Here is a 24147-nt window from a genome sequence, read left to right as displayed (position 1 = left end):
GGCTTGAAAACGCTCTAAACGCCCCACAGCAGCCTTTCGGCGCGGTCAGGGTCGGGGATCAGGGCGCTCTGGTGATCGAGGACCATGGTCGCCCGCCCCTCCGCCTTGAAACGCCCCCAATCCGGCAGACCCGCCGCCGCCGGGCGGCCCTGAGTCACGAAGGAAACCATGGCGGCATGCATGCTGTCGGCCATGGGCTGGTCCGCCGCGCTCGTGCCGAAGAAGCGGGCGAAGGTGGGGATCGTCACATGGTCGAAGGTGAAGGGCACATCCAGCACATGGGGCGTGTGCCCCTTGAAGACACCGCCGGGCGCCGGATAGGTCAGGCGATAGCGGAACACGCTGGCCCCGCGCGCCGCATGGGCCAGAGCGATGCGCAGGCAGGGCATGCCATATTCCTCGGCGGTCAGCAGACGCCAGTGACGCTGTGCGGGGGAGAGATCGGGGAAGGCCTGCGCATAGCTCCGCTCCAGATCGGCGATCTGCGCCATGGTGGCATTGGAAATGGCCTGAGGCGAGAGCGGCTGATCGGCGCGGTCTGCGGGCAGGAACATCCGCCCCTCATCGGCATTGCTGCCGATCAGCAGCGGCACGCCGGGCGTCTTGCCGCTGCGCATCCGCTCCAGCGGCACCATCGGCATCAGCGCGCCATCGACCACCGGGCGAAAGGGAAAGTTGCGCGGCCATGTTGCGCGGGCCTTCTTCTGCGCCGACAGAATATCGTCCACCGAAGCCGTCAGCAGGCGGTCCTTGCCACCCAAAGCCTCCATGTAATGGCGTGCGAAAGCCTCGGCCTCCGCCATGGCGTGGACGGTCTCCCCTCCGCCGCTGAACATCGCGGCCTGTGCATAAAAGCCGTCGGCAGCCGGAAGCCCCATCAGCGAGCCGACATTCTTGCCCCCCGCTGACTCCCCCGCGATGGTCACGCGGCGCGGATCACCGCCGAAAACCGCGATGTTGGCCTTCACCCAGCGCAGGGCCAGCAGCTGATCGCGCAACCCGTTGTTGCCGCTGCCGCGATAGGCCGCGCCCAGCAAGGCCCCCGTTTCCAGAAAACCCAGCGCGCCAAGGCGGTAATTCATCGTGACGCAGACCACGCCGTCGCGGGCGAAGCGGTCGCCTGCGGTGCCCGCCTCGCCGCTCCAGCCGCCTTCATTGCCACCGCCATGGATATAGACCAGCACCGGATGCGGCCCCGGTGTGGAGGGCGCCCAGATGTTGAGCTGCAGGCAGTCTTCCGACATCGCGCCCGCCAGCGGCTGGCCGCCCGGTTGCGGGGCGACATGGGCCGGTTCGGTGGCCGCCAGCACACCCTGCCAGCGGGGCGCGGGTTCCGGCGCGGCAAAGCGCGCCGCGCGGCCAAAGGGGATGCCGGTGAAGATGCGGATATCGCCCTGCGCTGTCCCTCGCACCCAGCCAAGGGTGGTGGCGATGGTCAGGGCCTGAGGATCGGCGCGGACGGGCGTCGCCAAGGTGGCCAGAGGGGCCGCCCCCAGCAGCGCCAACGCATCACGGCGGTGGATCATCAGGCTCCGGCTTTCGCGAAAAGCTCGCCATAGGTTTCGCGCAGCTGCTTCTTCTGGATCTTGCCCATGGTGTTGCGCGGCAATTCGGGCACGAAGACCACCCGGCGCGGCTGCTTGAACCGCGCCAATTCGCCCGACAGGGCCGCGATCACCTGCGCCTCGTCCAGATCGGGCTTGCGGGACTGGACCACCGCCACCACGCCCTCGCCCATATCGGGATGCGGAATGCCGATCACCGCGCTCTCGGCCACGCCGGGGATGGCGTCGATCAGCGCCTCGACCTCGGCGGGATAGACGTTGAAGCCGCCGCAGATGATCAGATCCTTGGCCCGCCCCACGATCGAGACATAGCCGCGCGCATCCACCACGCCCAGATCGCCGGTGATGAAGAAACCGTCGGCGCGCAGTTCCTCCGCGGTCTTCTCTGGCAGGCGCCAATAGCCCTTGAAGACATTGGGCCCGCGCACCTCGATACCGCCGACCTCGCCCTGAGGCAGGACGTTACCGGTTTCGGGATCGGTGATGCGCAGCTCCACGCCCGGCAGGGGGAAGCCCACGCTGCCGGGAACGCGCTCACCATCATAGGGGTTGGAGGTGTTCATATTGGTTTCGGTCATGCCATAGCGTTCGAGGATGGCATGGCCGGTGAGCGCGGAAAATTCCTTGTGGACCTCCGCCGAGAGCGGCGCGGAGCCCGAGACGAACAGCCGCATATGGCGGGCCAGTTCGCGCGTGAAGCCGGGCTCGCCCAACGGACGCGAATAGAAGGTGGGCACGCCCATCAGCACGCTGGCCCGGGGCATCAGCCGCACCAGCTCCTTCACGTCGAACCTGGGCAGCAGGATGATCGCGGCGCCCGCCGCGATGGTGATGTTGGTGGCCACGAACAGACCGTGCGTGTGGAAGATCGGCAGGGCATGCAGCAGGCGATCGTCTGCCGAATAGCGCCAGTACTCCCGCAAAGTCTCCGCATTGGAGGCCAGATTGCCCTGACTGAGCATCGCCCCCTTCGAGCGGCCCGTGGTGCCCGATGTATACAGGATGGCGGCCAGATCGTCCTCCTGCACGCCATGAACCGGTGCATCGCCGGCGTGTTGATCAGCCAGATCGGAGAGTTCGCCACCACCATCGGCATCCAGCATCAGCCGGGCAGGCACGCCGATCTCGGCGCAGAGGGCGGCCATGGCGGCTTCGTCTTCAGGACGGTGGATCAGCAGGGCGGGCTCGGCATCGCTCAGGAAAAAGCGCAATTCGCCAGAGGTATAGCCCGTGTTAAGCGGCAGATAGACAGCCCCGATGCGCAGCGCCGCCAGATAGGTCAGCAGCGCGGTGGCGCTTTTCTCCACCTGCACCGCGATGCGGTCGCCCGGCTGCACCCCTTTGGCGCGAAACAGCCCCGCGATCTGCCCGCTGCGGGCCAGCGCAGCGGCGTAGCTCAGCACCGCGCCATCGGGCAGGATCAGGAACGGCGCGTCGGGAGCCTGCTGCGCGCGCGCCTGAAACCGGGAAAACATGTCCTGCCGCATCGGGCTTCCTCTCTTGTGCTTTCAAATCTTGTGCCATGGCAGGGACTCACGGGCCCATCACTGCGCGGTTGATCCTGTTTCCGGTGCATGCAAGAAGCTGTCCAGAGAAAAATATTGCATGCGAGAGCCTTGCCCATGACCGAAGCCGGTGCGCCTGGCCCCCTTCTCCTCTCCGAACGCATCCGCATGGCGCTGGCCGACGAGATCACCACCGGCGTGCTGGCCCCCGGCCTCTCGCTGGACGAGCAGCAGATCGGCGACCGTTTCGGCGCTTCCCGCACGCCGGTGCGCGAGGCGTTCCGGCAACTGGCCTCCGCCGGGCTGATCGAGATGCGACCCCGGCGCGGCGCCATCGTCGCCGCCATGACGCCCGAGCGCATCGTCGACATGTTCGAGATGTCCGCCGAGATGGAGGCGCTGTGCGTGCGCCTCGCCACCTATCGCATGAACCCCATCGAGCGCAGCCAGTTGCGCCGCCTGCATGAGGAGTCCGCAGCGATGGTCGCGGCGGGCGATATCGATGCCTATGACCGGCTCAACTGGCGCTTTCACCGCGCCATTTACGAGGGCACGCACAACAGCTTCATCGCGCAGCAAGCCACCGAATTGCGCGACCGCATGGCCGCCTTCCGCCGCACGCAATTGCGCGAGGATGGCCGTCCGGCCCGGTCCCGCGCGGAGCATGGCGCTCTGCTCGACGCGATCATGCGCGGCGATGGCGAGGAAGCCGCCAAGCAGATGCGCGCTCATATGTTCAACGCCTCCGGCGCGATGGAACGGCTGGTGGCGAGCATGTGCGCGGAACGCGACGCGAAGGCATAAACGGCTCCCGACCACGGGCAGGCCAGCTGCCCATGGATGGCCCCGTCATGCCCGCCACGCGGCGGAGCCATCCCGCAAAGCTTCAGCCGGCCTGCCCCTGCGCGTTCTCAACATGGCTTTGTAGGCGCTGCAGGCGCAGATCCCATTGCCGCGACACCTGATCGAGACAGGCGCGGGCCATCGCCAGCCGATCCGCCCTGACCTGCCAATGGCGATGCCGCCCGAGACGCATGCTGTCGACCAGCCCCGCCCCTTCCAGCACCTGCAGATGCTTGGTAAGCCCCTGACGCGACAGTGCGGAACAGCCATCCCCCAGCATGACCGTCGAGAGCGGCCCTTCGTCGCAAAGACGGGCCATGATGGCCCAGCGCAAGGGCTCCCCCAAAGCGGCGAACATGGCGACAGCATCGGGCCCGGACGATGGATGACCCGCGCCCGGCTCCGGCATCAGGCCTGCCCCGCTTCAGGCGCCAGATAGCGCGCGATCAGCCTTGTCTGATGCGCCCATCCGCCATCATTGGCCTGCCAGGCCATCGCCCGGCGGGCCAGCGGCAGCCGATCGAAACCGGTTTCAGTGATCTTGAGCAGCACGCCCCCTTCGGCATCACTCAGGGTGAAGGTCACCAGCGTCATGGGCTCGGCCTCATAGTCATGGGCCGGATCGATGGCGAAGGGGTGCCAGCGGAAGGCGAAGGTCTGCATCGGCTCGATGCGCTCGACCAGCACCTTGAAGGCCGCGCCGCGATGCGGCTCCTGCAAGGCGGCCACCGCGGGATCGACCTGGGTCGGCACGATCCTGCCGACGATCTCCTGCCCTGCCGCGAAAGGCCCGTCGAAGGCGACGCCGAACCATATGCCGAATTGCGCGGAATCGCTGATCGCCTGCCAGACGCGCTCCCGCGATGCGCGAAGAACAATCTGCTTCTCGACCTGATCGGTGTTCATAAGCAACCTCCTGGTTGCCTCTTGATAACCCAACCCCACCTCAGGCGCAATCATCTGGTTGCGCCTGAGGTGACAGCCTCTGTCGAAGGTCAGGCCGCAGCAGGCACCAGCGTCAGCCTGCTCACCGGCTGCTGGCGGCCCGAAACGACAAACAGGCAGCCCGTCAGCAGCAGCACGGCCACCACAGGCCCCTGCGCGTCCGGATTCATCAGCGGCGAGGCGATCAGTCCCGACAGCCCCAGCAGGACCAGTCGCCGATCGTCAGCCTCGGGCGGATTGCGCGCCAGATCCAGCACCAGCAGCACGATCAGCGGCAGAATGCGCGAGAGATGGTAATAGCCCATCACCGGCAAGGACATGGGCGGCAGGGCCGTGAGCACAAACAGCCATTCGAACCACGTCAGCTGTCGCTGCGCCGCGCGGCGCGCGCCCCAGATCAGCGCCACCGCTCCGGCGGCGAACAGCACCTGTTGCGAGACCACATCCCACCGCGGCGCCAACCCCGCCATCCGGCGCAGCATGCGCGGGAAAATCAGCAGCGATACGTTCCAGTCATCGCCCAGATGGCCATTGGCATAGGTGCGATTGTAAAGCGCGATCCCCTGCCGGATATGCTCGGGCGTGTAATCGGGGTACATGGCATGGGCCTGATGGTAGCTCACCGCCAGCACCGCAAGGGCGATCAGCCCCGGCGCCGCCATGCGCAGCAGCCTGCGCGGCCAGCTGGCGTCGCCCAGCAGTTCCAGCAGGACCAGCAGCGCCGGTTCGGGCCGCATGTTCAAGGCCACGCCCAGCGCCAGCCAGCCGGCCCAGCGATGGCGCCCGCTCTGCACCGTCAGCAGGTAAAAGAACACCAGCAGCATCACGAAACCCGCGACATTGGCGCGCGTCAGCATCCAGATCGCCGGATAGGACAGGCACATCGCAAAAGCCGCGAAGCCGATCACCGCACGCGGCGGCGTGGGCGCGCAGATCCGCGCAAAGGCGCGCACCACCAGCAAGCTGCCCAGCAGATAGGCCAGCACAAAGCCAATCATCACGGTCAGCGGGCTGGTGGCGTCCATCGCCTTGGCCGCCAGCAGATAGGTCATGGTGGCGAAGGGCGGCGTGTGCAGCGTGCTGATGATCTGGGAGTTGGGATTGGCCAGATTCTCCACTGCATTGCTGTAATTGCTGTGCAGCAGATAGGTCTGGAAAATCTGCGGCCATGAGCGGTAGCTGCCGTGCAGCAGCGTCTGCGTGAACAGGAATTTGTAATTCAGCGCCACCTGCGCGAAATCGCCGAAAAGATCGGCGGGATCGAAGAACATGCTCCACCGGCCCGGACCGCCAAAGGCGTGGTACAGATCGTCCAGCAGCCCGCGCAGCGCCATGATCGCCACCAGAACGGCGATGGCGCGTTTCGGCTCATACAGGCGATGGCGGAACAGGCATCGCCCCAGAGATCCCGGCAGCATCACCATCGACCTGAAACCCTTGACCATTCTCGCTCCTTGGCGCTCGCCCTGGCGGGCTGCCTGCGTCACGGCTAGGATGGGATGGCTCCCTTCGCAACGCCGCAAACGCAAAACAAGGCGCCTGCACCGCGAATGTTACGCAGGGCTTTCGGTAAGATTGCAGCCATGTTTCAGCTGGCGCGCCAGCCTCATGCGTTCCGCCCGGGCCTGTCTGGCCAGAGAGGCGGGTTCAAAAACTGCGCCGCAATCCCAGGCTGATGCTGGTGCTGTTGCCCGCCGTCAGGGCAATCGTGCGGGATGCTCCCGCCTCGATCCGCCATTTTGAGCTCAGTCCCAGCGACCCATGCAGCCCCACTTCCGACCAGACGGCATGAAGATGCTCGCTGGCGATCTCTCCCGCGCGGACAGACCCGCCCCCGCCGCCAGACGCGCCCCCCGCCATCCCGCCAAAGGTGGAGGTGGCATTGTTCGACCACAGGCCGCCAAGGCTCAGCCCCAGCCAGGTCTGGCGGTCACGCCCGGGCCGCCAGTCGAGCCGCAGACGCAACGCACCGGTCCATGTCGGCTCGCTTGAGGTGAGATCGGGGCCACCGCCACCCAGCGGGGCGGGCAGCAGAAAACGGCTCCAGGCATAGGAGAGCGAGGCGGTGGGGGTCAGCACGATCCGGGGCGAGGCTTCGAACAAGCGCCCGACGCTGACGCCGCCGCCCCAATAAGGGCTGCCACCCTGCCCGGCGGCGCGGCTGACATCGCCATAGCGGATGTCATCAAAACGCTGATGGCCATAGCTGAGATAGGTATCGACCACGTAATTGTTGTAATTGCCGCCAAAGCCGATGGTGCCGACCGTAAAATCCGAGGGCACCGTCTGATCGTTCTGCTGCAGGGCGGTGCGGTAATGGGTCAGGCCCAGTTGCAGATAGCTCGGCCCCACCTGCCGATAGAGCGATGCGGCCTGATAGGTGCCGGTGGGATTGCCCTCACGCGGGGCGACGCCCGCCGTCACCCCGGCCAGCCATTGCGGGCGCGCAGGCCTATCGGCGGCCATGCCGGGCACCGCCAGACAGGCCTCGTCGGCGGGATCTTTGGCGCAGGCGGCCATTTCGGCGGTCTGCGCCCGAACCTGCGCCGACAGCCCCATAGCAGAGACAAAGGCCAGCCAGCACGCCAGCCCCTCGGGCCTCATGCCGCCAGCCTTGGCCGCGCATCATAGACGACAGGCATCGTCAGCACGGCGGCGAAGCCCTCGCTGCCATGGCGGAAGCGGATATCGCCGCCATGGGCCCGGGCGATCGAGCGGCAGACCGTCAGCCCCAGCCCACTGCCGGGGCGGCCCGAACGGCGCGCCTCGGGGCTGCGGTAAAAGGGCTCGAACACGCGGTCCATATCCTCATCGGGGATGCCGGGGCCCGCATCGAGGATTTCGGCCATCGCCTCGCCATGATCCAGCGTCACCCGCACGCGGGCGCGCTCGCCATATTTGACGGCGTTTTCCAGCAGATTGCTCAGCAGGCGGCGCAGGCCCGCCGGATCGACCTCCACCATCGTCGGCACCTGCCCGATCAGTTCGACATCGGCGCCCACCAGACGGGCATCGGCAATGCTGTCGGCCACCAGATCGGCCAGATCGAGGCGTTGGCGCGCGCCCGGCGTGGAGGCATCGCGGATAAAGGCGATCACCTCATGGATCATGTCCTCCATCTCGGCCACCTCGCGCAGCAGGGCCGGACGCTGGTCGTCGCTCACATCCTCCAGCCGGAAGCGCAGGCGCGTAAGAGGCGTGCGCAGATCATGGCTGATCGCGCCGACCATGGCGGTGCGATCGTCGACGAAGGCGCGCAGGCGGTTGTGCATCTGGTTGAAGGCATGGGCCGCGCGGCCGATCTCGGCCGGGCCGCTCAGCGGGATGATGGTGGCCGAAGGATCGCGCCCCAGCATCTCGGCGGCACGCGCGAAGCCCTCAAGCGGCAGCACGATGCGCCGCGCGAAGAACCACGCCAGCGGGCTGACGATCACCAGCGAGAGGATGAACCACAGCAGCACCTGCTTCTGCCAGCGGTTGGGGAAAGGTTCCGCGCGCGGGGCCACGGCCACCCAATGCCCATCGGGGCGGCGCACGGCGGCGATGAAATCGCCCTCGATAAAGGGCGGCGTCGCGCGGTCGAGCAGGCCTTGCGGCTGGCTGCGGAAGGGAATGGGCTGCGGCTTTTCGGCATGGGCGGCGGCGGGCGACAGCGCGACCCGGGGGGCAGCCGTGGGCAGAGCCGTTGCGGGAAGCGCCATCTCCGGCGGCGCTGCGCGGGCGCCCACCAGCGGGGCGGCTTCGACATGCGGGGCCACCCTTGGCGCGACGGCAGGCAAGGGTGAGGGCAGCGCGGCGGGCAGCGGGGGCGCCACACTGTCCCGCGCATCGGGCAAGCTCTGATCCGGCGCGAGAGCCTCATGCGGCAAGGGCGTGCGCAGCTGACCCAGCACAGTCGCGCCCAGCGCGGGGCCACTGCCCGCCGGATTGGGCGCTGACGGCCCCATCGGCAGGCCATGGTGAGAGGGCCCGGCGCCCCTGGCGCCACCGTTGCCGCCCGGGCCGGGGCCGCGCATGCCGCCGCCTCGCTCGCCGCCTCTGGCGCCGCCTGGATAGCCACCACCGGGCATGCCGCCCGGGAAACCGCCGGGAGACGTGCCGCCGGGGAAGCCGACATTGGGCAGCGGTCCGCCCGGGAAACCGCCGCCGGGGCCGCCGGGCATGCCTTGCGCATAGGCGCGGGGCACGGCGAAGGGCGAAAGGGTGGCGGAGCGCGTCGTAAAGGGCACCCGCTGGCGGGCGGGGATGGCCACGCCGCCCACCGGCAGCTGGGTGTAGAAGGCCAGCACGATGTCATCCACCGGCTTGCCCAGTTGTTTTGCCAGCGCCTCGCGCGCGGTCTGCGACATCAGCCAGCCCGTGCCCTCGACATCGGGCGGGCCATCCAGCCGGGCCTGCTCCAGATCCGGGTCCAGCCCGCGCCCGGCCAGCGCCGTCGCGACCGAAGCGAGGTTCCATTGGCGTGGCGGATGGGGCGGCAGCAGCAGGGTCAGCGCCAGCGTGACCAGCTGCGCGGCGACCAGCGTGCACACCAGCATGGCGACCAGCTGCCAACCCAGCGGCGGCCCGGCCAGACGGGGAAAGCGCGGCGTTCTCATGGCGTGTTGCTCTGCCACAGAAGGGCGGGCCACAGAAAGTCTTTTGGCGCGCGGCATCAGAAGCGGGGCCGGGCACGGGCGGTCATACGCGCCCCACCGCGCCGAGAATGCCCACCGCGACCAGCAGCCCGATCACCGTGGCGACCGCCGCGACGCGTTCGGGGCGGGGTTCTCCCAGCCAGCCCAGCGCAAGCGCGATCCGGCGCGGTTTCGGCGATGCCTTCATCCCCTCGTCCCTTCGTCATGCCCGGAAAGTCGGGGCCGCCTGCGGACATGAACGGGTGCGACCTCGCGTCCTGTCCAATCGACGGCCCCGACGCCGACACCGGTCCTGATCGACCCGGCGGCGGCAAGCAGGCAGTGCGCGGTCTTCGTCAACAACGATCCAGAGCCCGCCACAGGGGCGGACGGGCCATGATCGAGAGAGGAAGCTGCCTGCACGGGTTTTTTCTGGGGGCCCCATGTTGCAGGCGGATTTCACGGATGTCGCGCCCGGATGTCAGCGGGCCAAAGGGCTGAAATGCTGTTGGCGCGTGGCCTTGCTATCGCTCCATGATGCACATATCACCTTGCACCATGGACCTCGATACCTCGATCCTGATCGTGGATGACGATGACGGCATTCGCGGCCTGATCAGCGATTTCCTGCAAAAGCACGGTTATCGCACGGACACCGCCGCGGATGCCCGCACGATGCGCGCCATGCTGGCGCAGCAGCGCTATGACCTGATCGTGCTGGATGTGATGATGCCGCGCGAGGACGGGCTGACCGCCCTGCGCCAGCTGGGGCCGGACGCGCCCCCCGTCATCATGCTGAGCGCGGTGGGCAGCGATATCGACCGGATCGTCGGGCTGGAAATGGGCGCCGACGACTATCTGGCCAAGCCCTGCAACCCGCGCGAGCTGCTGGCCCGCATCCGCACGGTGCTGCGCCGCGAGGCACGCGCGGGCTCCGCCACCGCCCAGACGCCGGCATCGGAGGCCGCGCCCGCGGATCCGGCCCAGCCGGTGCTGCATTTCGCCGGTTGGCAGCTGGACATCGGCATGCGTCTGCTGATCGATCCCGCCGGGCAGGCGATCACCCTGACCGATGGCGAATTCCGCCTGATGCGCGCCTTTGCCGAACATCCGCGCCGGGTGCTGACGCGTGACCAGCTGCTCGATTGGTCACGCGGGGAAGACAGCGACCAGTTCGACCGCGCGATCGACGTGCAGCTCAGCCGCCTGCGGCGCAAGCTGTCGATGGGCGAAGGCGGGCAGGATGTGATCCGCACGATCCGCAATGAAGGCTATCTCTTCCAGCCGGTGGTGACCCAGCGCGCCGGATAGGCCTTGCCCCAAGGCGGCGCGGCGATCCGGTCAGAGGTCGCCGCTGCCGTTGCCCAGGCAGGCGATATCGACGATCCGGCGCTGCCCCCCGTCCCGCCCCAGCACCACCACCACATCGATCACCGATCCGGCATAGGCCAGCGTATCGGCCCGGCTGAGCCCCAGCCCCGACTGCAGCACCATCAGCACCAGCTGATCGAGCGCCCCGCGCGCGCTGTTGGCATGGATGGTGGAGAAAGAACCCTGATGGCCGGTGTTGATCGCGCGCAGAAAGGTCACCGCCTCGGCCCCGCGCATTTCGCCCAGCACGATCCGGTCGGGGCGCAGGCGCAGGCTGGCCTGCAGCAGATCGCCGGTGGTGACCTGCGCCTCGCCCTGAGCCTCGCGCACCGCCACCAGCCCCAGCGCATTGGGGGCCGAAAGGCGGATTTCCGGCGTATCCTCCACCGCGATGATGCGGTCCTGCACAGGCACGGCGGCAAGCAGGGCGTTGAGAAAGGTGGTCTTGCCCGTCGATGTGCCGCCCGCGATCAGGATGGTACGCCGCTGCCGCACCGCCTGCTTCAGCCAGCCGATGGGGTCGCCGTCGCGATCGGGCGGCAGGGGTGCGCGCGGCGGAAGCAAGGGGCCCTTGGGGCGCCAGCTGTCCAGCGGCAGATCGGGCAGGCGATGGCGGCGGATGGCCATGGCCCAGTGTCGCCGCGTGGCCGGCGGCGCGACGAACTGGATGCGCGCGCCGTCGGGCAATACCGCGCCCAGCAGGGGAATCTGGCGGTTGATACCCTGATGGCTGATGCGCGCCACCTGCTGGGCGAGGCGACCGAGATGGCGGTCGGTCAGTTCGGGCACGGCATGGCAGGCCATCGCGGCTTGCCCTGCGGCCTCCACCCAGACCTCGCCGGGGCGGTTGACCAGGATTTCGGTCACCTCCTCGCGGTCCAGGAAGGGGCGCAAGGGCTCCAGCGCGGCGGCCAGAAAGGCGCCCTCGGCGACGATGGCGCTCATGGCTCGACGGTCGAGAAATCGAGATCGCGCGCGATGAACACGCGGATCGGCGTGCCCACCCGAATGCGCACGGTGGGCGGGATCTGCGCATCGCGCTGCGCCGCGACCGAGGCCGCGCTCTGCCCGCTGGAGCCGATCACGACACTGGTGCCGGAGCCCACCAGCGCCCCCGCCCCGCCCAGCACCGAAAGGATCGCGGCCGCGCCGAAGCGTTTGAAGAAATGGCCATTGACCTCGCCTGACAGGCCCGAGCGGCCCGAAAACTCCACCGCCGGCGAGCCCAAAGCCACGCTGACCCCATCGGGGCGGATCAGGCGGCTCCACATGACATAGGCCCGCGTCTGCCCGGCAGCCAGACCGCTCTTGTACTGGCCGATCAGGCGCGACGAGCGCGGCACCACCACCTGCGATCCATCGAAAGAGCGGATATCTTGCGTGACCACCGCGCGCACGAAGCCGGGCAGGTCGCTGTCGATGGCGGTTTCCAGAATGGCCGGGATCAGCGTGCCCTGCGTGAGGGTGGATGCCGGATTGGCCAGACGGCTGGCGCTGGCGGTTTCCACGCCGCCGCCAGCGATGCGGCTGGCAAAAGCATCGTTTTCGGCCAGAGGCGCGGCTGGTGGCGTGGTGCCGGGAGTCGCGGGTTTGGCGGTGGGGGCCGGAAGGCTGTCGCCCGGTGCATCATAGACCATCACCGGCGAGGCCTGATGATCGGGCACAAGGGAGCCGGCCCTGGCCAGCGCCGCCTGCTGGGCCGGGGTCAGCGCGGGCGGCGCTGGTGCGACGGGCGTTGGTGCGGGGGTCGCAGGCAAGGTTGCGGCAGGCGCGGGCGCGGCGATTTCGGCAGCCTCATGGAGGGGCTCTGCCGCCGGGGCCGGGGTGCGGCTCAGCGAGAGGAAGGTCACCATTCCCAAGGTCAGCGCGATGGCGGCGCCGGCCAGCAGGCCCATTCTGTCGCTGCGCCGCGTGGCGCTGGCCACCACGGGGAAACCATGGGTGGCAGCCTGCGCCAGATCCTCATCCAACAGGCTGGCGCGCGGATCATTGCGGGCGGAAAGCGGGGTCGGACTCATCATGCTGGGGCTTTCATGGGCAGGCGGCGGCATCGGAGCAGCGTTCCAGCGTGGCCGTGGCGCTGCCCGCGCGCAGGATCAGCCGCAGCGGCAGGCCATCGATCACGATCAGCCCGTCACGCATGGCGTAATTGACCGGTCCTTCCGTCTTGCCGTCACTGGCCAGCACGGCGGGCAGATCGCGCCCCTCCGGCCAGGAGAGATAGGCCGAGGCGCCATCGTCGAACACCCTGTCGGGCAGCAGGGCGGCATCGCCGGTCCGCTTCCACGCGAAGTTGAGGCGGGGCATGGCGGCGGGCTCCTCGGGCGCGGCGGGCTTGTCCGGCGAGGCTGGCGTCGCAACGGGAGGGGGCGGATAGGCAAAGCTGACGTGATAGAGCGGCGTGCCCCGCGCCGAGGCATGCAGTTCGAACAGATAGGTGTGCCGGTCGGTCACCACCGTCATGTTGGTGACGGGCGCGCGGGCGCTGACGGGTTTCAGGAACACCAGATTGGCGCGGCGGTTGGGCGTCACCTGCCACAGCGCGGAATCGCCGATGGCGATGTTTTCGATCCGCTCTTCGGGAGACAGGGCGATGGTCGCCTCGAAACCGGGCATGGTGGTGATCGGCACCACCACGCCGGCTTGCCATGGCAGTTCCAGCACGCGGCGGTCTGCGGCCTGAGCCGAAGAGGCGATCAACAGCGCCAGCAAGGGGCCAAGATGGCGCGGGATCATGAGCGGGTCTCCTGACCGGAGGTGGGTCGGCGCAGGCTGCGCCCGACCTGCGCGGCCCGGCTGGTGCCCTGCGCGCTGGCGGGGGGTGCGGCGGTGGTGATGGTCGTGGTGGACGATGAGGTTGTTCCGCCCGCGCGGCGGCCCAGAGCCGTCACCATATCGCGCACCCTTTCGTCGGCCTGCGCGGGGGCGGCGGCAGGCCCCATGTCTGTGCGCGGGCTGGTGAAGGATTGCGCCAGCGATTGCGCGTGATACGCCATCTGCATAGAGGGCGGAGCCACATCCGCCGGGGCCGCCACAGCGTGGGTAAAGAGGCGCCACTGCCCGGTGATATGGCCCGCCACCTTCAAGGACAGCGCCATCAGCACCGCGTGAACGATCGCCGCCATCAGCACCGCCACGGCCTGCGCCATGGCGATCTCGCCCGTGTCCAGCGCCTCGACCATGGGGCCCAGCACGCCCACCGCGCCCACCCCGATCAGCACCGCGAAGAGCGGCACCAGCGCGAACAGCACCGTTGCCTTCAGCCAGCCCTCGGCCAGCCCGCGCCCGCCGCGAAACAGCGCCAGCACCACAAAGACCGGCCCCGCCGCCAGCAGGGCCGCCAGCACGATCCGGCTGGTGACCAGCACGCCCACCGTGCCCAGCAGGAAGATCAGCGCCGCCCATGTCAGCAGATCGGCAGGGGTGGTCCCCTTGGCGTCGGCCTGCGCGGCGCGGGCGCGTTCGGCGGCCTCGCTGATGGCGGTGAAGATATCGTCCAGCCGCCCGGCGAAGGCGTGGGAGGCGCTGCCCTTCATGCCCAGCATGGCGCTGGCCAGTTCGTCGGGTCCGGCGGTCAGGGCGCTCCAGACCACCGTCTGATAGGCGGCCCAGCTGGTGGCGAAGGTCAGCACCAGCCCCAGCGCCAGAAAGCGAGGCCCCAGCGTGCCCAGCCCGATCGTCAACCGCCCGCTGAGCAACCCCAGCGCCAGAAAGCCGACATAGAGGGTGAGCGCGATGGTCAGCGCCGCCGTCAGCGCGCCATGCGTGCCGAACAGCCGGGAAAAGGCGCTGGCCGTGGCCTGCGCGGAGAGGCAGTCGACCGCACGCAGGCTGTCGGCGATGCTGAGGCCCGAGGGCGAGGCGATGGCCGGGCAGATCATGCCGCTTCCTCCGCCATGCCGGGCCAGTCCGCGCCCGTCAGCGCGGGCAGCCAGAGCGCGGGATCATCCCCCAGCTGGGCGCGCAGCGCATCGAGCTGGCGCACGCTGCCCTCCCGCCCGGACAGCACGGTGAGGAAAGGCGCCATGCCCTCCATATCCAGCCGCACCACGGCGGAGTCCTGCCCCTGACGGATGAGGAAGCAATGGCTCGCCACCGGCAGGGCGCGGATCAGCTCCAGCTCATGGGCGGAAAGGCCGAAGCCCTCGCAGTAATCCTCGGGCCGGGCGCGGGCGTTGGGGGTGAAGATCATGGTGGCGGTCTGCTCGACCAGCGCGGCGGCGATGCCGCTGTCCAGCGCGTCGCGCGCCGATTGCGTGGCGAAGCCGACGATGGCATTGCGCTTGCGCAGCGTTTTCAGCCAGTCGCGCAGCCGCGCGGCGAAGATGGGATCGTCCAGCGCCTTCCAGCCTTCATCGACGAGGATCATGGTGGGCGATCCGTCCAGCCGCTCCTCGATACGGTGGAAGAGATACATCAGCGCGGGGGTGCGCAAGGCGGGCGTATCGAGCAGCGCGGTGATGTCGAACCCCAGCACGCGCTGGTCGAGGTCGAGCCGGTCCTGCGCATGGTCGAACAGCCAGCCCTGCGCGCCGCCCGTCACCCATGGGGCCAGGCGGCTGGCCAGATCGCCGGGGCGCGGGCGGTGGTGCCCGGCCAGCAGCTCGCCCAGATGCGAGAGGCGGCGCAGGGGCGGCGCGTGATCGTACAGCGTCTCCACCGCCTCGGCGATGGTGGCCAGTTCGCCCGGATCGCTGGCGGCCAGCAGGCAGGCGAGGAAATCATGGAGGAAGGCGCGGTTGCCCGGCGTGTCGGGCAGGCTCAGCGGGTTGAAGCCCGTCGGCTGGCCCGGCACCAGCCGCGTGTAATGGGCGCCCATCGCGCGCAGGAAGATTTCCGCGCCGCGATCCTTGTCGAAGAAGACGGTGCGCGGGGCGACCTTCTGCGCCTGCGCCGTCAGGAAATTGAGCACCACCGTCTTGCCGCTGCCGCTGGGGCCGATCACGGTGAAATGGCCCAGATCGCCCTGATGGAAATTGATGTAGCGCGGCGTGGCGCTGGTGGTTTCCAGCACGCTGACCGCATCGCCCCAATGGTTGCCCCGCGCCTGCCCCGGCGCAAAGCCATGCAGCGAGAGGAACCCCGCCGCATTGGTGCTGGAGATCATCGAGCGGCGCACGGCATAGGCCTCATTGCCGGGGAATTGCGCCCAGAAGGCGGGCTCCAGATTGACATCCTCACGCACGGCGATGGCGCCGGTTTCGGACAGGGCATGGCGAACCGAAGAGCAGGCGGTTTCCAGCGCGGCCAGCGTTGGCGCGCGCACCATGACGGTCAGATGATGATCGCCAAAGCCCGCCTGCCCCAGCCCCAGCGCATCGCGCGCGGCGCTCATCTGCGCGCGTTCGGCCAGGGCATCGGCGTCCGCGCTGGTCAGGCGGCGGATGGCGAGATCGATCCTTTCGCGCGCCACCTGCCGGTCGGCGGGGGCATAGGTCTGGGTCAGCACCATCGGGGCGGGCACGCGCAGCATGGCATCCACCAGACCCGCGCGGGTGGTGTCGGGATAGTCCTTGATCGAGAGGATCGCCGCGACATCGCGCCCATCGGGGCGGCGGGTTTCCAGCGCCTCCAGGCCGAAGGAGACGCGGGCATAGGGCAGATGATGGCCCAGATCGACGCCCTCCAAGGGCCGGGCCACCGCCTGCCAGTCGCCATTGTAGATCGCGGAGAGCAGTTCCAGCGGCTCGGAGCGGCCATCGGGGCAACCCAGCAGCCGCGCGCCATAGGGGGCAAGGCCGGAAAGCAGGGCCTCGCTGGCGGCGGAGAGTTCGCGGCGCAGGGCGGGATCGGCCTCGCCGCCTGCCCTGCGGCCGAGGCGTTCGAGCAGACCCACCTTGCCACGCGGCGGGCGGCGCACCAGCGTGAGGAACTGCTCATTGACGAAAAGCTGGCGATGGGAAAGCTGATCCTGCCATGCCCCGTCCAGCGCGGCGGAGAAAGCATCGGGGAAGCGCGCGGGCAGCGCCACGCAGACGGCGCGGCGCACCACATGGTGATACAGCACGAAGCCCGCATCCAGCGCCGAGCGCAGCATCACATCGCGCACCGCCAGCATATGGTCGAGATGCCCGGCATCCTCGGTCTCAAAGGGCAGGCCCGGCACCGCCAGCACCTGCATCAGCGCCCCATCGCGCAGGCGCAGCGTCTGCGGATCGAGATGGGCGGCATAGGGCAGACGGTCGCCCGCGCGGGCTTCGCGTGGGGCCCATGCGGCGGGGCCCAACCATGTGCGGTCAGGGCGCATAGGAATTGCACCCCCAATGTCGCCAGTTGCGCACGCGCGGGCAGCGGCTGACGCGGGTCAGCCACAGATCGAAGACACGCGGTTCACGCAGGCAGGCCAGATAGCCCGCGCCATGGATCACCAGCGCCAGCGGCAGAACCCAGAAGCTGCGCAGCACCAGAAACGCCTCGGTGGTGGCCGCCATGTTGATGACGAAGAAGGAAAAGGTGACCCCGCCGAACATCTGTGGCCGGGTCAACACCCGAAACACCGGCGCGCGCCCCAGCCCTGCCCCCCGCTCTCCCATGGCGCTCAGCCGCCCATGCCCGCGGCGGACTGGATGCCCGCCACGATGCTGGCCGCGCCGAACAGGATGAAGCAGCCCAGAATGACCGTCGCCCCGAAGCGCCAGTTCATGCGGCCCGTCAGCATCATGAAGCCCACCATGGCCACGGCGATCACCGCCACGGTGGTGGCCACCTGACCCAGCAGCGTGTCGCGCACCCAGCCCAGCGCCGAGACGATCGGCCCCGATCCGGCAGGCCCGCCGCGACTGGCCGCGAAAGCCGGGGTGGCCCACAGCAGGGCGGACAGGGACAGGATGGTGCGGATCATGGGCCGTCTCCGGATGTGGTGGCAATCAGGCGGTTGGTGATGGCGCGGACATAGGCGCGGGTCTCGGCGATGGCGGGCACGCCATGCGCGCGCTCCACCCGCCCCGGCCCGGCATTGTAGGCGGCCAGCGCCAGCTCCAGATTGCCGCCGAAGTGGTCGATCTGTTGGCGCAGGTAGCGCGCCGCGCCATGGATGCTGGCCTGCGGATCGCACGGGTCCACCCCCAGATGGCGGGCCGTGGCGGGCATCAGCTGCCCCAGCCCGACAGCGCCCGCGCGTGAGACGGCATCGGGGCGCCAGCGGCTTTCCTGCCAGATCAGCGCCTCCAGCAGGGCCGGGCTGAGCGACTGGCGCGCGGCGGCGGCCTGCAGGGTGGCGGCATAGGGGGCAGGCGCGAAGGAGGCGGGGCCGGCGGCTGCGGGGGCCTGCGCGACGGGCTCGACGCCTGCCTCGCGCCATTGCACGGCCATGGCGCCCCGGCGCCAGCTTTGGGCACCGTCGGGGGCGATGTCCAGCACATCGGCATGGGCCGGATCGGGCCAGCAGAGCCATAGGGCCAGAACAGAGATAAGATGTCGCATCCTATGGTGTTGACGGCAGCCGGTTGCAGCGGAATTTCAGCATTGTTGCAGACAGTCATCGCCGCGCGATCGGCCATCTTGTTCTGAAATTCCCGGGCAACACGGGCGAACAAGACTTGGCAGGATTGACCCACTGTTCAGGAGAAAAGCCCATGCGCGACAGCGATAGGGACGAGGATCACGCTCATGGTCTGATGAGCGACCTGCCCGCCTTCGAAAAACTCACCCTGGGGCGGCGGCGCGCGCTGATGTGGTTCGCCTCGGCCGGCACGATGGCGACGGTGGCGGCCTGCGGCGATGGCAGCGGATCCTCGTCGAGCAGCTCCTCCTCCTCCAGCGCGTCCAGCAGTTCGTCCTCCGCCTCCTCGGCGGCGTCTTCGGCGAGCAGCAGCGCTTCGTCCAGCTCGGGCAGTTGCGTGGCGGATTCGGTGGAAACCAACGGACCTTATCCCGCCGACGGCACCAACACCTCGGCAGGCGCCACCTCCAACGTGCTGACCGTGAGCGGGGTGGTGCGTTCGGACATCCGCTCCAGCTTCATTTCCTCCACCACCACGGCATCGGGCGTGCAGGTGACGCTGACCCTGACGCTGGTGAATGTGAATTCAAGCTGCGCGCCGATCTCCGGCGCGGCGATCTATGTGTGGCATTGCGATGCGAGCGGGCGCTATTCGCTCTATTCCAGCGGCGTGACCACCGAAAGCTATCTGCGCGGCGTGCAGGTGACCGATGCCAACGGGCAGGTGACCTTCACCACCATCTATCCCGCCTGCTATTCGGGCCGCTGGCCGCATATCCATTTCGAGGTGTTTCTGAATGGCCTCGGCACCTCGCCCAAGGGCACGACATCCTCGCTGATCTCGCAACTGGCGATGCCTGCGGCGATCAACACGGTGATCTTCAACGGCGATTCCCGCTATTCGGCCAGCATCAGCAATTATTCGGCCATTTCGCTGTCATCGGACAATGTGTTTGGCGACAACAGCGCCGCCGTGCTGGCCCAGCAGACGCCGACCATGTCCGGCAGCATCGCCAGCGGATACACGGCCACCGCCACGATCGGGATTGCCGTCTGAGAGCATCCGGACGCCACGCGCGGACATGTGGCTCCAGGATCGGGGCGCGAGGGGAAAGCCTTGCCGCCCCGATCCGGTTTTGAGCGCCGCGCCTTTGATGAAGGCCGGTAAATCCGCCGATCCCGTCTCCGGGAATGCGCCCGCACGGATACCGTGCCATGGTTAATCACTCGTCAGCATTCCGCCGGTAGATGGTTCTCATGAGATTGGCGACCATCACGAACTGGGCTTACGGAGTGACCGTGGTTCTTTCCCTCATCTCCGGGGGCACGATGCTGCTGGCCGCGCGCGCGCAGGATGGGGAACGCGCGGCGGTTGCCCAGCGCGCCACGCTGGACCAGATCGCCGAGAAGACCGTTGAACAGGAGAACGCGCTGAGCGGTCTGGCCCGGCAATATGTGATCAGCGGCGATGCGCGGGATCTGCTCGCCTATCAGCGCGAAAGCCAGGGCCTGCGCTCGGTTGAGGAGCGCATGCGCCATATGGTGGATGCCGGCGCATCGCGCGACGAGCTGGACGCGCTCAAAGCAGGCATCCTGTCCGTGGACGAACTGCAGGATGAGCAGCAATCGGCCCTGACCGCGCGCCGGCAGGGCAACAAGGCCGTCGCTGTCGACCGCGTGTTCGGGGCCGACTACGAACGCGATCTCGATCACGCCAATGCCCAGTTCGAGCAATTCCAATACCGCCTCGACCAGCGCACCGAGGCTGAGGTCGCCCGCGCCACCAGCCTGTCCCGGCTGTGGCGCTCGGCCTCGGAAGCGGCGCTTGCCGTCACCGCCTTCCTGTTCCTCTGCGTGATGTATTTCATCTTCCGCAAGCGCGTGATCCATCCGGTGGTGAAGCTGAGCGATGTGGTGGCCCGGCTCGCGGCGGAGGATTATGCCGCCATGCCGCCGGAGTTCGCCCATGTCGACGAGATCGGCGATATGGCGCTGGCCATCCGCGCCTTCCGCGACAATGGTCTGGCGCGGCAAAGGCTGGAGCAGGAGCGCAGCAGCGATCGCGCCATGCAGGATCTGCTCTCACGCATGACCCAGCGCATGCAGGCCAGCGACACCTTTCACGATCTCAAATCGGTGATCGAATGTTTTATCCCGGAGATCGCGCCGGGCTACGCGGGCCGGCTCTATCTGCTGGACGAGGCCCGTCAGGTGATGGTGGAGGCCGGTTGCTGGCTTTCCCCGGAGCATTCCAAACCGGAATTCCCGCCCCTGTCCTGCTGGGCGCTGCGGCGCGGCCTGCCGCATCGCCCCGGCGGCGAGACCATCGATATCCCTTGCGGCCATATCGATGCGCGTGACCGATCGGTGGATTCGATCTGCCTGCCCCTGACCTCCCAGCGCGAAACGCTGGGGCTGCTGTATCTTGAACGCCGGCGCACCGGGGAGACCAACGCGACCTCCGAGGCCTATCTCACGGTGCTGGCCGAGAACATCGGCCTGGCCGTGTCCAATCTTCGCCTGAGGGATGCCTTGCGCACCATGGCCATGGCCGATCCCCTGACCGGGCTGGCCAACCGCCGCCATCTTGAGGCCGTGCTGGAAGCGGAGATCGCCATCGCTCAGCGGCGCGGGCATCCGCTTGGTTGCATCATGATCGATGTGGATCATTTCAAGCGCTTCAACGATGATTATGGCCATGACGCGGGCGATGAGGTGCTGCGCGAAGTGGCGATGGTGCTGAAGAGCAGCCTGCGGGATGGCGGCTTTGCCGCAAGGATCGGCGGCGAGGAATTTCTGCTGCTGCTGCCCGGCATGAGCGTGGAGCAGGCCAGCGACCGTGCCGAGACGATGCGTCGGCGGATCGGCGATCTCAGGCTGCGCGTGGAGGGCCGCGATCTGGGGGCGGTAACCGCTTCCTTCGGAGTGTCGGGCACGCCGGACATCTGTGGGCCTGACAAGGTTCTCCAGACAGCCGACGCTGCTTTGCTGCAGGCGAAAAAGGCCGGGCGCAACAGGGTGGTCTGCGCCCAACCCAGATTGGATCAGGCCCAGGGCTGAAAGCCGCCGAGGTGTCGCTGCGTGTTGCCGGTGCCAGCTGTCAAGGCCAATGGCATCGCTCGCGGAGCCCAACCCCCAAAGCTTGACCATTGCCGCTTCCCCCGGAAGTGGCATCGGCAATGGGGCTGGCGCGTATGATCCTGACGATCACCACCCTTTTCCCTCATTCATCCGCATAGGGCTGCCGATCCAGAACATTGGCAGCCCTTTCCTTCACCGTCTGATCATTTTCCGAAATCGCGAAAGGCCTCAAGCGAAGCTTCGTCCGGATCGAGCGCCACCTCCCATGTGATGCCGCGCTGCCCGTAGAAACCGGGCGAATCCGTCTGCCAGATCGCCGCGCCGAACATCATCTCCCACACGCGCGGGATCCAGCCATCATCGAGATAATCGGTATCGGCATGATATTCGGCATCCCCGCCCGCCGGGCAAGGGAAGTAATAATACATGGCTGAGGAAATACGATGCCGGTTCAACGCCGCGGCGAAGGGCCGCTCATACGTCCACCCCTGATCCGACATGTAATTGGCGCCGACCATCACCTCGTCGATATCTTCCAGACCGAAGGCAATATGGGCGTAACCACGCTTGCCTCTGGTTCCGGGATGCTGCGTGGTCAGCCAGAACATCGTGTGATGTTCATAAGTACCGTCCGCACGGGCAAAGATGCCATTGGCCTTGGAGTGATCGGCCATGCGGAAGCCGAGGCGATCACGATAGAACTCATAGGCCCCAACGTAATCGTCGGAAAAATAGACGATATGGTTGATGGTGCGCGGCAGGGCGCGGCTGCGCCACTTGCGATGCTGGTTGAGCCGCTGGATATGGTCGGGCGCATTGACCGGATCGGGGCGGCACATCACCGGCCGCTTGGCCCAGACGCGCAGCCCCATCGGATTGCCATCGGGATCGATGAAATGCGCCGTGCCATCGGCGTCGCGCCGCACGTCGCGGTCCACCGACAGCTTTCGCACCAGCCGCTCCAGCGAGGCCGCGCTGTCCACGCCGAGGAAGCATTCGCGCACGCCCGAGCCCTCGAAATAGGCGGGCGGCAGGGCCGGGTCGTCGATGGCCCGCATGATCATGCGCGAACCGGAGGGCAGCGTCCACTCGCTAGGTTCGTCGGCGGCGCCGTCATCGCTGCGCACCAGACCATAGTCCGACCAGAACCGGTTGCACAGCGCCAGATCCTCCACGCCATACACAACACTTTCAATGCCCAGGATCGGCATATCTTGTTTCTCCCAAAACGCCATGGCCGGCGCCCTTGCGAGGGGGCGGCGTGCCGCGATGGCCCGAGAGGTTCATTGCGATGGCGGAAGGGCGCTCACAAGGATAAATTATCACCATAGAGAATTAATCAGCTATACGTTTTTGAGTGCTTGGCGCGGCGCCCAAGGCATGGCAGCACTGCCGCAAGTGTCGCATCGCACAACAGCGCGGCCGATAAAAACGGGAGAATGTCTGACAATGTCCTCGGCCCCCTCGCCCCTGGCCGGAAGTTCCGGAAGCGCTGCTGGCGCATCCGGCGAATTCACCCGCCCCGCCCTGCTGGCAGCGGCCGGAGCCTGGTTCGGCTTCCTCACCGGCCCCAATGTGATGGTGGCCGCCACCAACAGCAACTTCCTGCGCCTGCTGCCCGATGCGCTGCACACCTCGCGCACCAACATCTCTTTCGCGCTGGCCGTATCGCTGTGGCTCAATGCCTTGCTGGTGCCGATCGGCGGGCGCATGATCGACCGCTTCGGGCTGCGCAAGGTGGTGCTGCCCGGCATCCTGATCTTTGCCGCAACCTTCATCGCCATGAGCCAGATGCAGACCGGCTGGCACTTTCTGGCCTTCCAGATGCTGATGGCCCTGCCGGTCTCGATGCATGCCTCGCCCGCCTATGCCAAGCTGGTGTCCCTGTGGTTCGACCGCAACCGCGGGCTGGTGCTGGGCGTCTGCGTGGCGCTGGGCGCGGGGCTGGGGCAGACCATCATGCCCAAGCTGACGCAATGGCTGATCGCCACCTATGGCTGGCGCGGCGGCTATATCGGCATCGGCCTGATCGTGCTGGCCATCGGCTTCCCCATGGTCTTTCTGCTGGCCCACAGCCCCAAAAGCATGGCCGCCAGGCTGAAGGAAGACGGCGAGGAAACCCCCGCCACCCGTCTGGGCCAACAGGGCCTGACGCGGGGCGAGGCGCTGCGCCGGCCCACCTTTTATCTGGTGTTCTTCGCCATTGCCTTCGGATCGATGGCGCTGCTGGCCACGATGCAGCATGCCGTCCCCCTGCTGACCGAGCGCGGCCTGCCCATCGACACCGCCACCACCGTGATGAGCTGCGCCTTTGCGGGGGTGATCATCGGGCAATTGTCCTCCGGCTTCTTCGCCGACCGCTTCAATTCGCCGCGCGTGGTGCTGCCCTATTTCGTCTGCGCGCTGTTTGGCGTGCTGGTGGTGCACTCGCAGAACAATCCGGCGGTCCTGATCCCCGGCGCGCTGCTGATGGGCCTGGGTCTGGGCGGAGAGATCAGCCAGAATGCCTATCTCGTCTCGCGCTATTTCGGGCTGAAGGCGTTCGGAGCCATCTACGGCCTGACCTTCGCGGCCAGCGCGGCGGGCAATGGCACCGGCGTCATCCTGCTCGGCTATATCCGCGACCATTTCGGCACCTATGCTCCCGGGATCTGGCTGGTGGGCACAGCGATGAGCCTGTCCGTGCTGTGCGTCGCGCTGATGCCGAAGTTCAACTACGCCAGCCCTAACGCTAAGGCGTAAGATGGGGCCTCCGGCGGGCAAAGGGCTATAGCCCTTTG

Annotated in this window: 22 protein-coding genes; 5 read left to right on the top strand and 17 right to left on the bottom strand. The window is 67.8% G+C overall.

Annotated features, from left to right (window positions below; translation table 11 throughout):
- Positions 1-14: 14 nt before the first annotated feature.
- Both SR3_RS20825 and SR3_RS20820 read right to left on the bottom strand, forming a co-directional pair.
- On the bottom strand, positions 15-1526 hold the full coding sequence (locus tag SR3_RS20825; protein WP_068090311.1) for a carboxylesterase/lipase family protein: 1512 nt from the start codon (positions 1524-1526) through the stop codon (positions 15-17).
- Entirely contained in the window at positions 1526-3052 is a 1527-nt protein-coding gene (locus SR3_RS20820) for a malonate--CoA ligase (RefSeq protein ID WP_068090309.1), read from the bottom strand. Before SR3_RS20820 ends, SR3_RS20825 begins: the two co-directional genes overlap by 1 nt.
- A gap of 135 nt (positions 3053-3187) precedes the next feature.
- On the opposite strand from SR3_RS20820, the gene SR3_RS20815 reads away from it, so the two are divergent.
- The gene (locus tag SR3_RS20815; protein ID WP_068090307.1) at positions 3188-3874 is read left to right on the top strand and encodes a GntR family transcriptional regulator; all 687 of its coding nucleotides are present in this window, start codon (positions 3188-3190) and stop codon (positions 3872-3874) included.
- 82 nt (positions 3875-3956) lie between these two features.
- Here SR3_RS20815 and SR3_RS20810 read toward each other — a convergent pair whose 3' ends face one another.
- From SR3_RS20810 to SR3_RS31495, 6 genes are all read right to left on the bottom strand, one after another.
- Entirely contained in the window at positions 3957-4322 is a 366-nt protein-coding gene (locus tag SR3_RS20810; RefSeq protein ID WP_068090306.1) for an ArsR/SmtB family transcription factor, read from the bottom strand.
- Complete coding sequence (locus tag SR3_RS20805) at positions 4322-4819, bottom strand: SRPBCC family protein (protein ID WP_068090304.1); 498 nt, start codon at positions 4817-4819, stop codon at positions 4322-4324. Before SR3_RS20805 ends, SR3_RS20810 begins: the two co-directional genes overlap by 1 nt.
- 89 nt (positions 4820-4908) lie before the next feature.
- On the bottom strand, positions 4909-6303 hold the full coding sequence (locus SR3_RS20800; RefSeq protein ID WP_068090302.1) for a DUF2029 domain-containing protein: 1395 nt from the start codon (positions 6301-6303) through the stop codon (positions 4909-4911).
- A gap of 202 nt (positions 6304-6505) precedes the next feature.
- Positions 6506-7462, bottom strand: a complete 957-nt coding sequence (locus SR3_RS20795; protein ID WP_068090300.1) for an autotransporter outer membrane beta-barrel domain-containing protein — start codon at positions 7460-7462, stop codon at positions 6506-6508.
- Positions 7459-9456 carry a sensor histidine kinase gene (locus SR3_RS20790; protein WP_068090298.1) on the bottom strand — a complete coding sequence of 666 codons (1998 nt, stop codon included), beginning with the start codon at positions 9454-9456 and terminating at the stop codon, positions 7459-7461. The genes SR3_RS20795 and SR3_RS20790 overlap by 4 nt, the downstream gene beginning before the upstream one ends.
- An 82-nt stretch (positions 9457-9538) precedes the next feature.
- Positions 9539-9682 (bottom strand): hypothetical protein, encoded by a 144-nt coding sequence (locus tag SR3_RS31495; protein WP_157099006.1) that lies wholly within the window; start codon positions 9680-9682, stop codon positions 9539-9541.
- 350 nt (positions 9683-10032) lie between these two features.
- Here SR3_RS31495 and SR3_RS20785 point away from each other — a divergent pair, with 350 nt between their 5' ends.
- Positions 10033-10785, top strand: a complete 753-nt coding sequence (locus tag SR3_RS20785) for a response regulator (protein WP_068090296.1) — start codon at positions 10033-10035, stop codon at positions 10783-10785.
- A 30-nt stretch (positions 10786-10815) separates the two neighbouring features.
- Here SR3_RS20785 and virB11 read toward each other — a convergent pair whose 3' ends face one another.
- From virB11 to SR3_RS20745, 8 genes are read right to left on the bottom strand one after another with little or no spacing between them, the layout of a single operon-like run.
- A complete protein-coding gene (gene virB11, locus SR3_RS20780) occupies positions 10816-11790 on the bottom strand; it encodes a P-type DNA transfer ATPase VirB11 (RefSeq protein ID WP_068090295.1) in 975 nt (324 codons plus the stop codon).
- Positions 11787-12866: a TrbI/VirB10 family protein gene (locus tag SR3_RS20775; protein WP_068090354.1), complete on the bottom strand. Its 1080-nt coding sequence runs from the start codon at positions 12864-12866 to the stop codon at positions 11787-11789. Before SR3_RS20775 ends, virB11 begins: the two co-directional genes overlap by 4 nt.
- A gap of 10 nt (positions 12867-12876) precedes the next feature.
- Positions 12877-13581: a TrbG/VirB9 family P-type conjugative transfer protein gene (locus tag SR3_RS20770; RefSeq protein ID WP_068090292.1), complete on the bottom strand. Its 705-nt coding sequence runs from the start codon at positions 13579-13581 to the stop codon at positions 12877-12879.
- On the bottom strand, positions 13578-14726 hold the full coding sequence (locus tag SR3_RS20765) for a type IV secretion system protein (RefSeq protein WP_068090289.1): 1149 nt from the start codon (positions 14724-14726) through the stop codon (positions 13578-13580). Before SR3_RS20765 ends, SR3_RS20770 begins: the two co-directional genes overlap by 4 nt.
- Positions 14723-17092 carry a VirB4 family type IV secretion/conjugal transfer ATPase gene (locus SR3_RS20760; protein WP_068090287.1) on the bottom strand — a complete coding sequence of 790 codons (2370 nt, stop codon included), beginning with the start codon at positions 17090-17092 and terminating at the stop codon, positions 14723-14725. Before SR3_RS20760 ends, SR3_RS20765 begins: the two co-directional genes overlap by 4 nt.
- Positions 17082-17378 carry a type IV secretion system protein VirB3 gene (locus tag SR3_RS20755; protein ID WP_068090286.1) on the bottom strand — a complete coding sequence of 99 codons (297 nt, stop codon included), beginning with the start codon at positions 17376-17378 and terminating at the stop codon, positions 17082-17084. Before SR3_RS20755 ends, SR3_RS20760 begins: the two co-directional genes overlap by 11 nt.
- Before the next feature lie 5 nt (positions 17379-17383).
- Complete coding sequence (locus SR3_RS20750) at positions 17384-17686, bottom strand: TrbC/VirB2 family protein (RefSeq protein ID WP_157099005.1); 303 nt, start codon at positions 17684-17686, stop codon at positions 17384-17386.
- Positions 17683-18267, bottom strand: a complete 585-nt coding sequence (locus tag SR3_RS20745) for a lytic transglycosylase domain-containing protein (RefSeq protein ID WP_068090285.1) — start codon at positions 18265-18267, stop codon at positions 17683-17685. The genes SR3_RS20750 and SR3_RS20745 overlap by 4 nt, the downstream gene beginning before the upstream one ends.
- Before the next feature lie 152 nt (positions 18268-18419).
- On the opposite strand from SR3_RS20745, the gene SR3_RS20740 reads away from it, so the two are divergent.
- Together SR3_RS20740 and SR3_RS20735 are read left to right on the top strand one after the other, a co-directional pair.
- Positions 18420-19343, top strand: a complete 924-nt coding sequence (locus SR3_RS20740) for a dioxygenase family protein (RefSeq protein ID WP_068090284.1) — start codon at positions 18420-18422, stop codon at positions 19341-19343.
- A 242-nt stretch (positions 19344-19585) separates the two neighbouring features.
- The gene (locus SR3_RS20735) at positions 19586-21346 is read left to right on the top strand and encodes a diguanylate cyclase (protein ID WP_307563115.1); all 1761 of its coding nucleotides are present in this window, start codon (positions 19586-19588) and stop codon (positions 21344-21346) included.
- A 224-nt stretch (positions 21347-21570) separates the two neighbouring features.
- Here the strand turns inward: SR3_RS20735 and SR3_RS20730 are convergent, their stop codons facing one another.
- Positions 21571-22578 (bottom strand): VOC family protein, encoded by a 1008-nt coding sequence (locus SR3_RS20730; RefSeq protein ID WP_068090283.1) that lies wholly within the window; start codon positions 22576-22578, stop codon positions 21571-21573.
- 238 nt (positions 22579-22816) lie between these two features.
- On the opposite strand from SR3_RS20730, the gene SR3_RS20725 reads away from it, so the two are divergent.
- Entirely contained in the window at positions 22817-24109 is a 1293-nt protein-coding gene (locus SR3_RS20725) for an MFS transporter (protein WP_068090282.1), read from the top strand.
- The last annotated feature ends 38 nt before the right edge of the window (positions 24110-24147 follow it).

The organism is Novosphingobium rosa NBRC 15208 (genome assembly GCF_001598555.1).
Lineage (GTDB): Bacteria > Pseudomonadota > Alphaproteobacteria > Sphingomonadales > Sphingomonadaceae > Novosphingobium > Novosphingobium rosa.
Note: the sequence above shows the minus strand (reverse complement) of the source record. Positions and strands in the feature narration are given on the sequence as shown.

Excerpts from the sequence above, each read along its gene's own strand:
- SR3_RS20745 (WP_068090285.1), bottom strand. The coding sequence starts at position 18,267 with ATGCGACATCTTATCTCTGTTCTGGCCCTATGGCTCTGCTGGCCCGAT.
- SR3_RS20805 (WP_068090304.1), bottom strand. The coding sequence starts at position 4,819 with ATGAACACCGATCAGGTCGAGAAGCAGATTGTTCTTCGCGCATCGCGG.
- SR3_RS20785 (WP_068090296.1), top strand. The coding sequence starts at position 10,033 with ATGGACCTCGATACCTCGATCCTGATCGTGGATGACGATGACGGCATT.
- virB11 (WP_068090295.1), bottom strand. The coding sequence starts at position 11,790 with ATGAGCGCCATCGTCGCCGAGGGCGCCTTTCTGGCCGCCGCGCTGGAG.
- SR3_RS20725 (WP_068090282.1), top strand. The coding sequence starts at position 22,817 with ATGTCCTCGGCCCCCTCGCCCCTGGCCGGAAGTTCCGGAAGCGCTGCT.
- SR3_RS20820 (WP_068090309.1), bottom strand. The coding sequence starts at position 3,052 with ATGCGGCAGGACATGTTTTCCCGGTTTCAGGCGCGCGCGCAGCAGGCT.
- SR3_RS20775 (WP_068090354.1), bottom strand. The coding sequence starts at position 12,866 with ATGATGAGTCCGACCCCGCTTTCCGCCCGCAATGATCCGCGCGCCAGC.
- SR3_RS20730 (WP_068090283.1), bottom strand. The coding sequence starts at position 22,578 with ATGCCGATCCTGGGCATTGAAAGTGTTGTGTATGGCGTGGAGGATCTG.
- SR3_RS20815 (WP_068090307.1), top strand. The coding sequence starts at position 3,188 with ATGACCGAAGCCGGTGCGCCTGGCCCCCTTCTCCTCTCCGAACGCATC.
- SR3_RS31495 (WP_157099006.1), bottom strand. The coding sequence starts at position 9,682 with ATGAAGGCATCGCCGAAACCGCGCCGGATCGCGCTTGCGCTGGGCTGG.
- SR3_RS20810 (WP_068090306.1), bottom strand. The coding sequence starts at position 4,322 with ATGCCGGAGCCGGGCGCGGGTCATCCATCGTCCGGGCCCGATGCTGTC.
- SR3_RS20760 (WP_068090287.1), bottom strand. The coding sequence starts at position 17,092 with ATGCGCCCTGACCGCACATGGTTGGGCCCCGCCGCATGGGCCCCACGC.
- SR3_RS20790 (WP_068090298.1), bottom strand. The coding sequence starts at position 9,456 with ATGAGAACGCCGCGCTTTCCCCGTCTGGCCGGGCCGCCGCTGGGTTGG.
- SR3_RS20740 (WP_068090284.1), top strand. The coding sequence starts at position 18,420 with ATGCGCGACAGCGATAGGGACGAGGATCACGCTCATGGTCTGATGAGC.
- SR3_RS20755 (WP_068090286.1), bottom strand. The coding sequence starts at position 17,378 with ATGGGAGAGCGGGGGGCAGGGCTGGGGCGCGCGCCGGTGTTTCGGGTG.
- SR3_RS20825 (WP_068090311.1), bottom strand. The coding sequence starts at position 1,526 with ATGATCCACCGCCGTGATGCGTTGGCGCTGCTGGGGGCGGCCCCTCTG.
- SR3_RS20765 (WP_068090289.1), bottom strand. The coding sequence starts at position 14,726 with ATGATCTGCCCGGCCATCGCCTCGCCCTCGGGCCTCAGCATCGCCGAC.
- SR3_RS20800 (WP_068090302.1), bottom strand. The coding sequence starts at position 6,303 with ATGGTCAAGGGTTTCAGGTCGATGGTGATGCTGCCGGGATCTCTGGGG.
- SR3_RS20795 (WP_068090300.1), bottom strand. The coding sequence starts at position 7,462 with ATGAGGCCCGAGGGGCTGGCGTGCTGGCTGGCCTTTGTCTCTGCTATG.
- SR3_RS20770 (WP_068090292.1), bottom strand. The coding sequence starts at position 13,581 with ATGATCCCGCGCCATCTTGGCCCCTTGCTGGCGCTGTTGATCGCCTCT.
- SR3_RS20750 (WP_157099005.1), bottom strand. The coding sequence starts at position 17,686 with ATGATCCGCACCATCCTGTCCCTGTCCGCCCTGCTGTGGGCCACCCCG.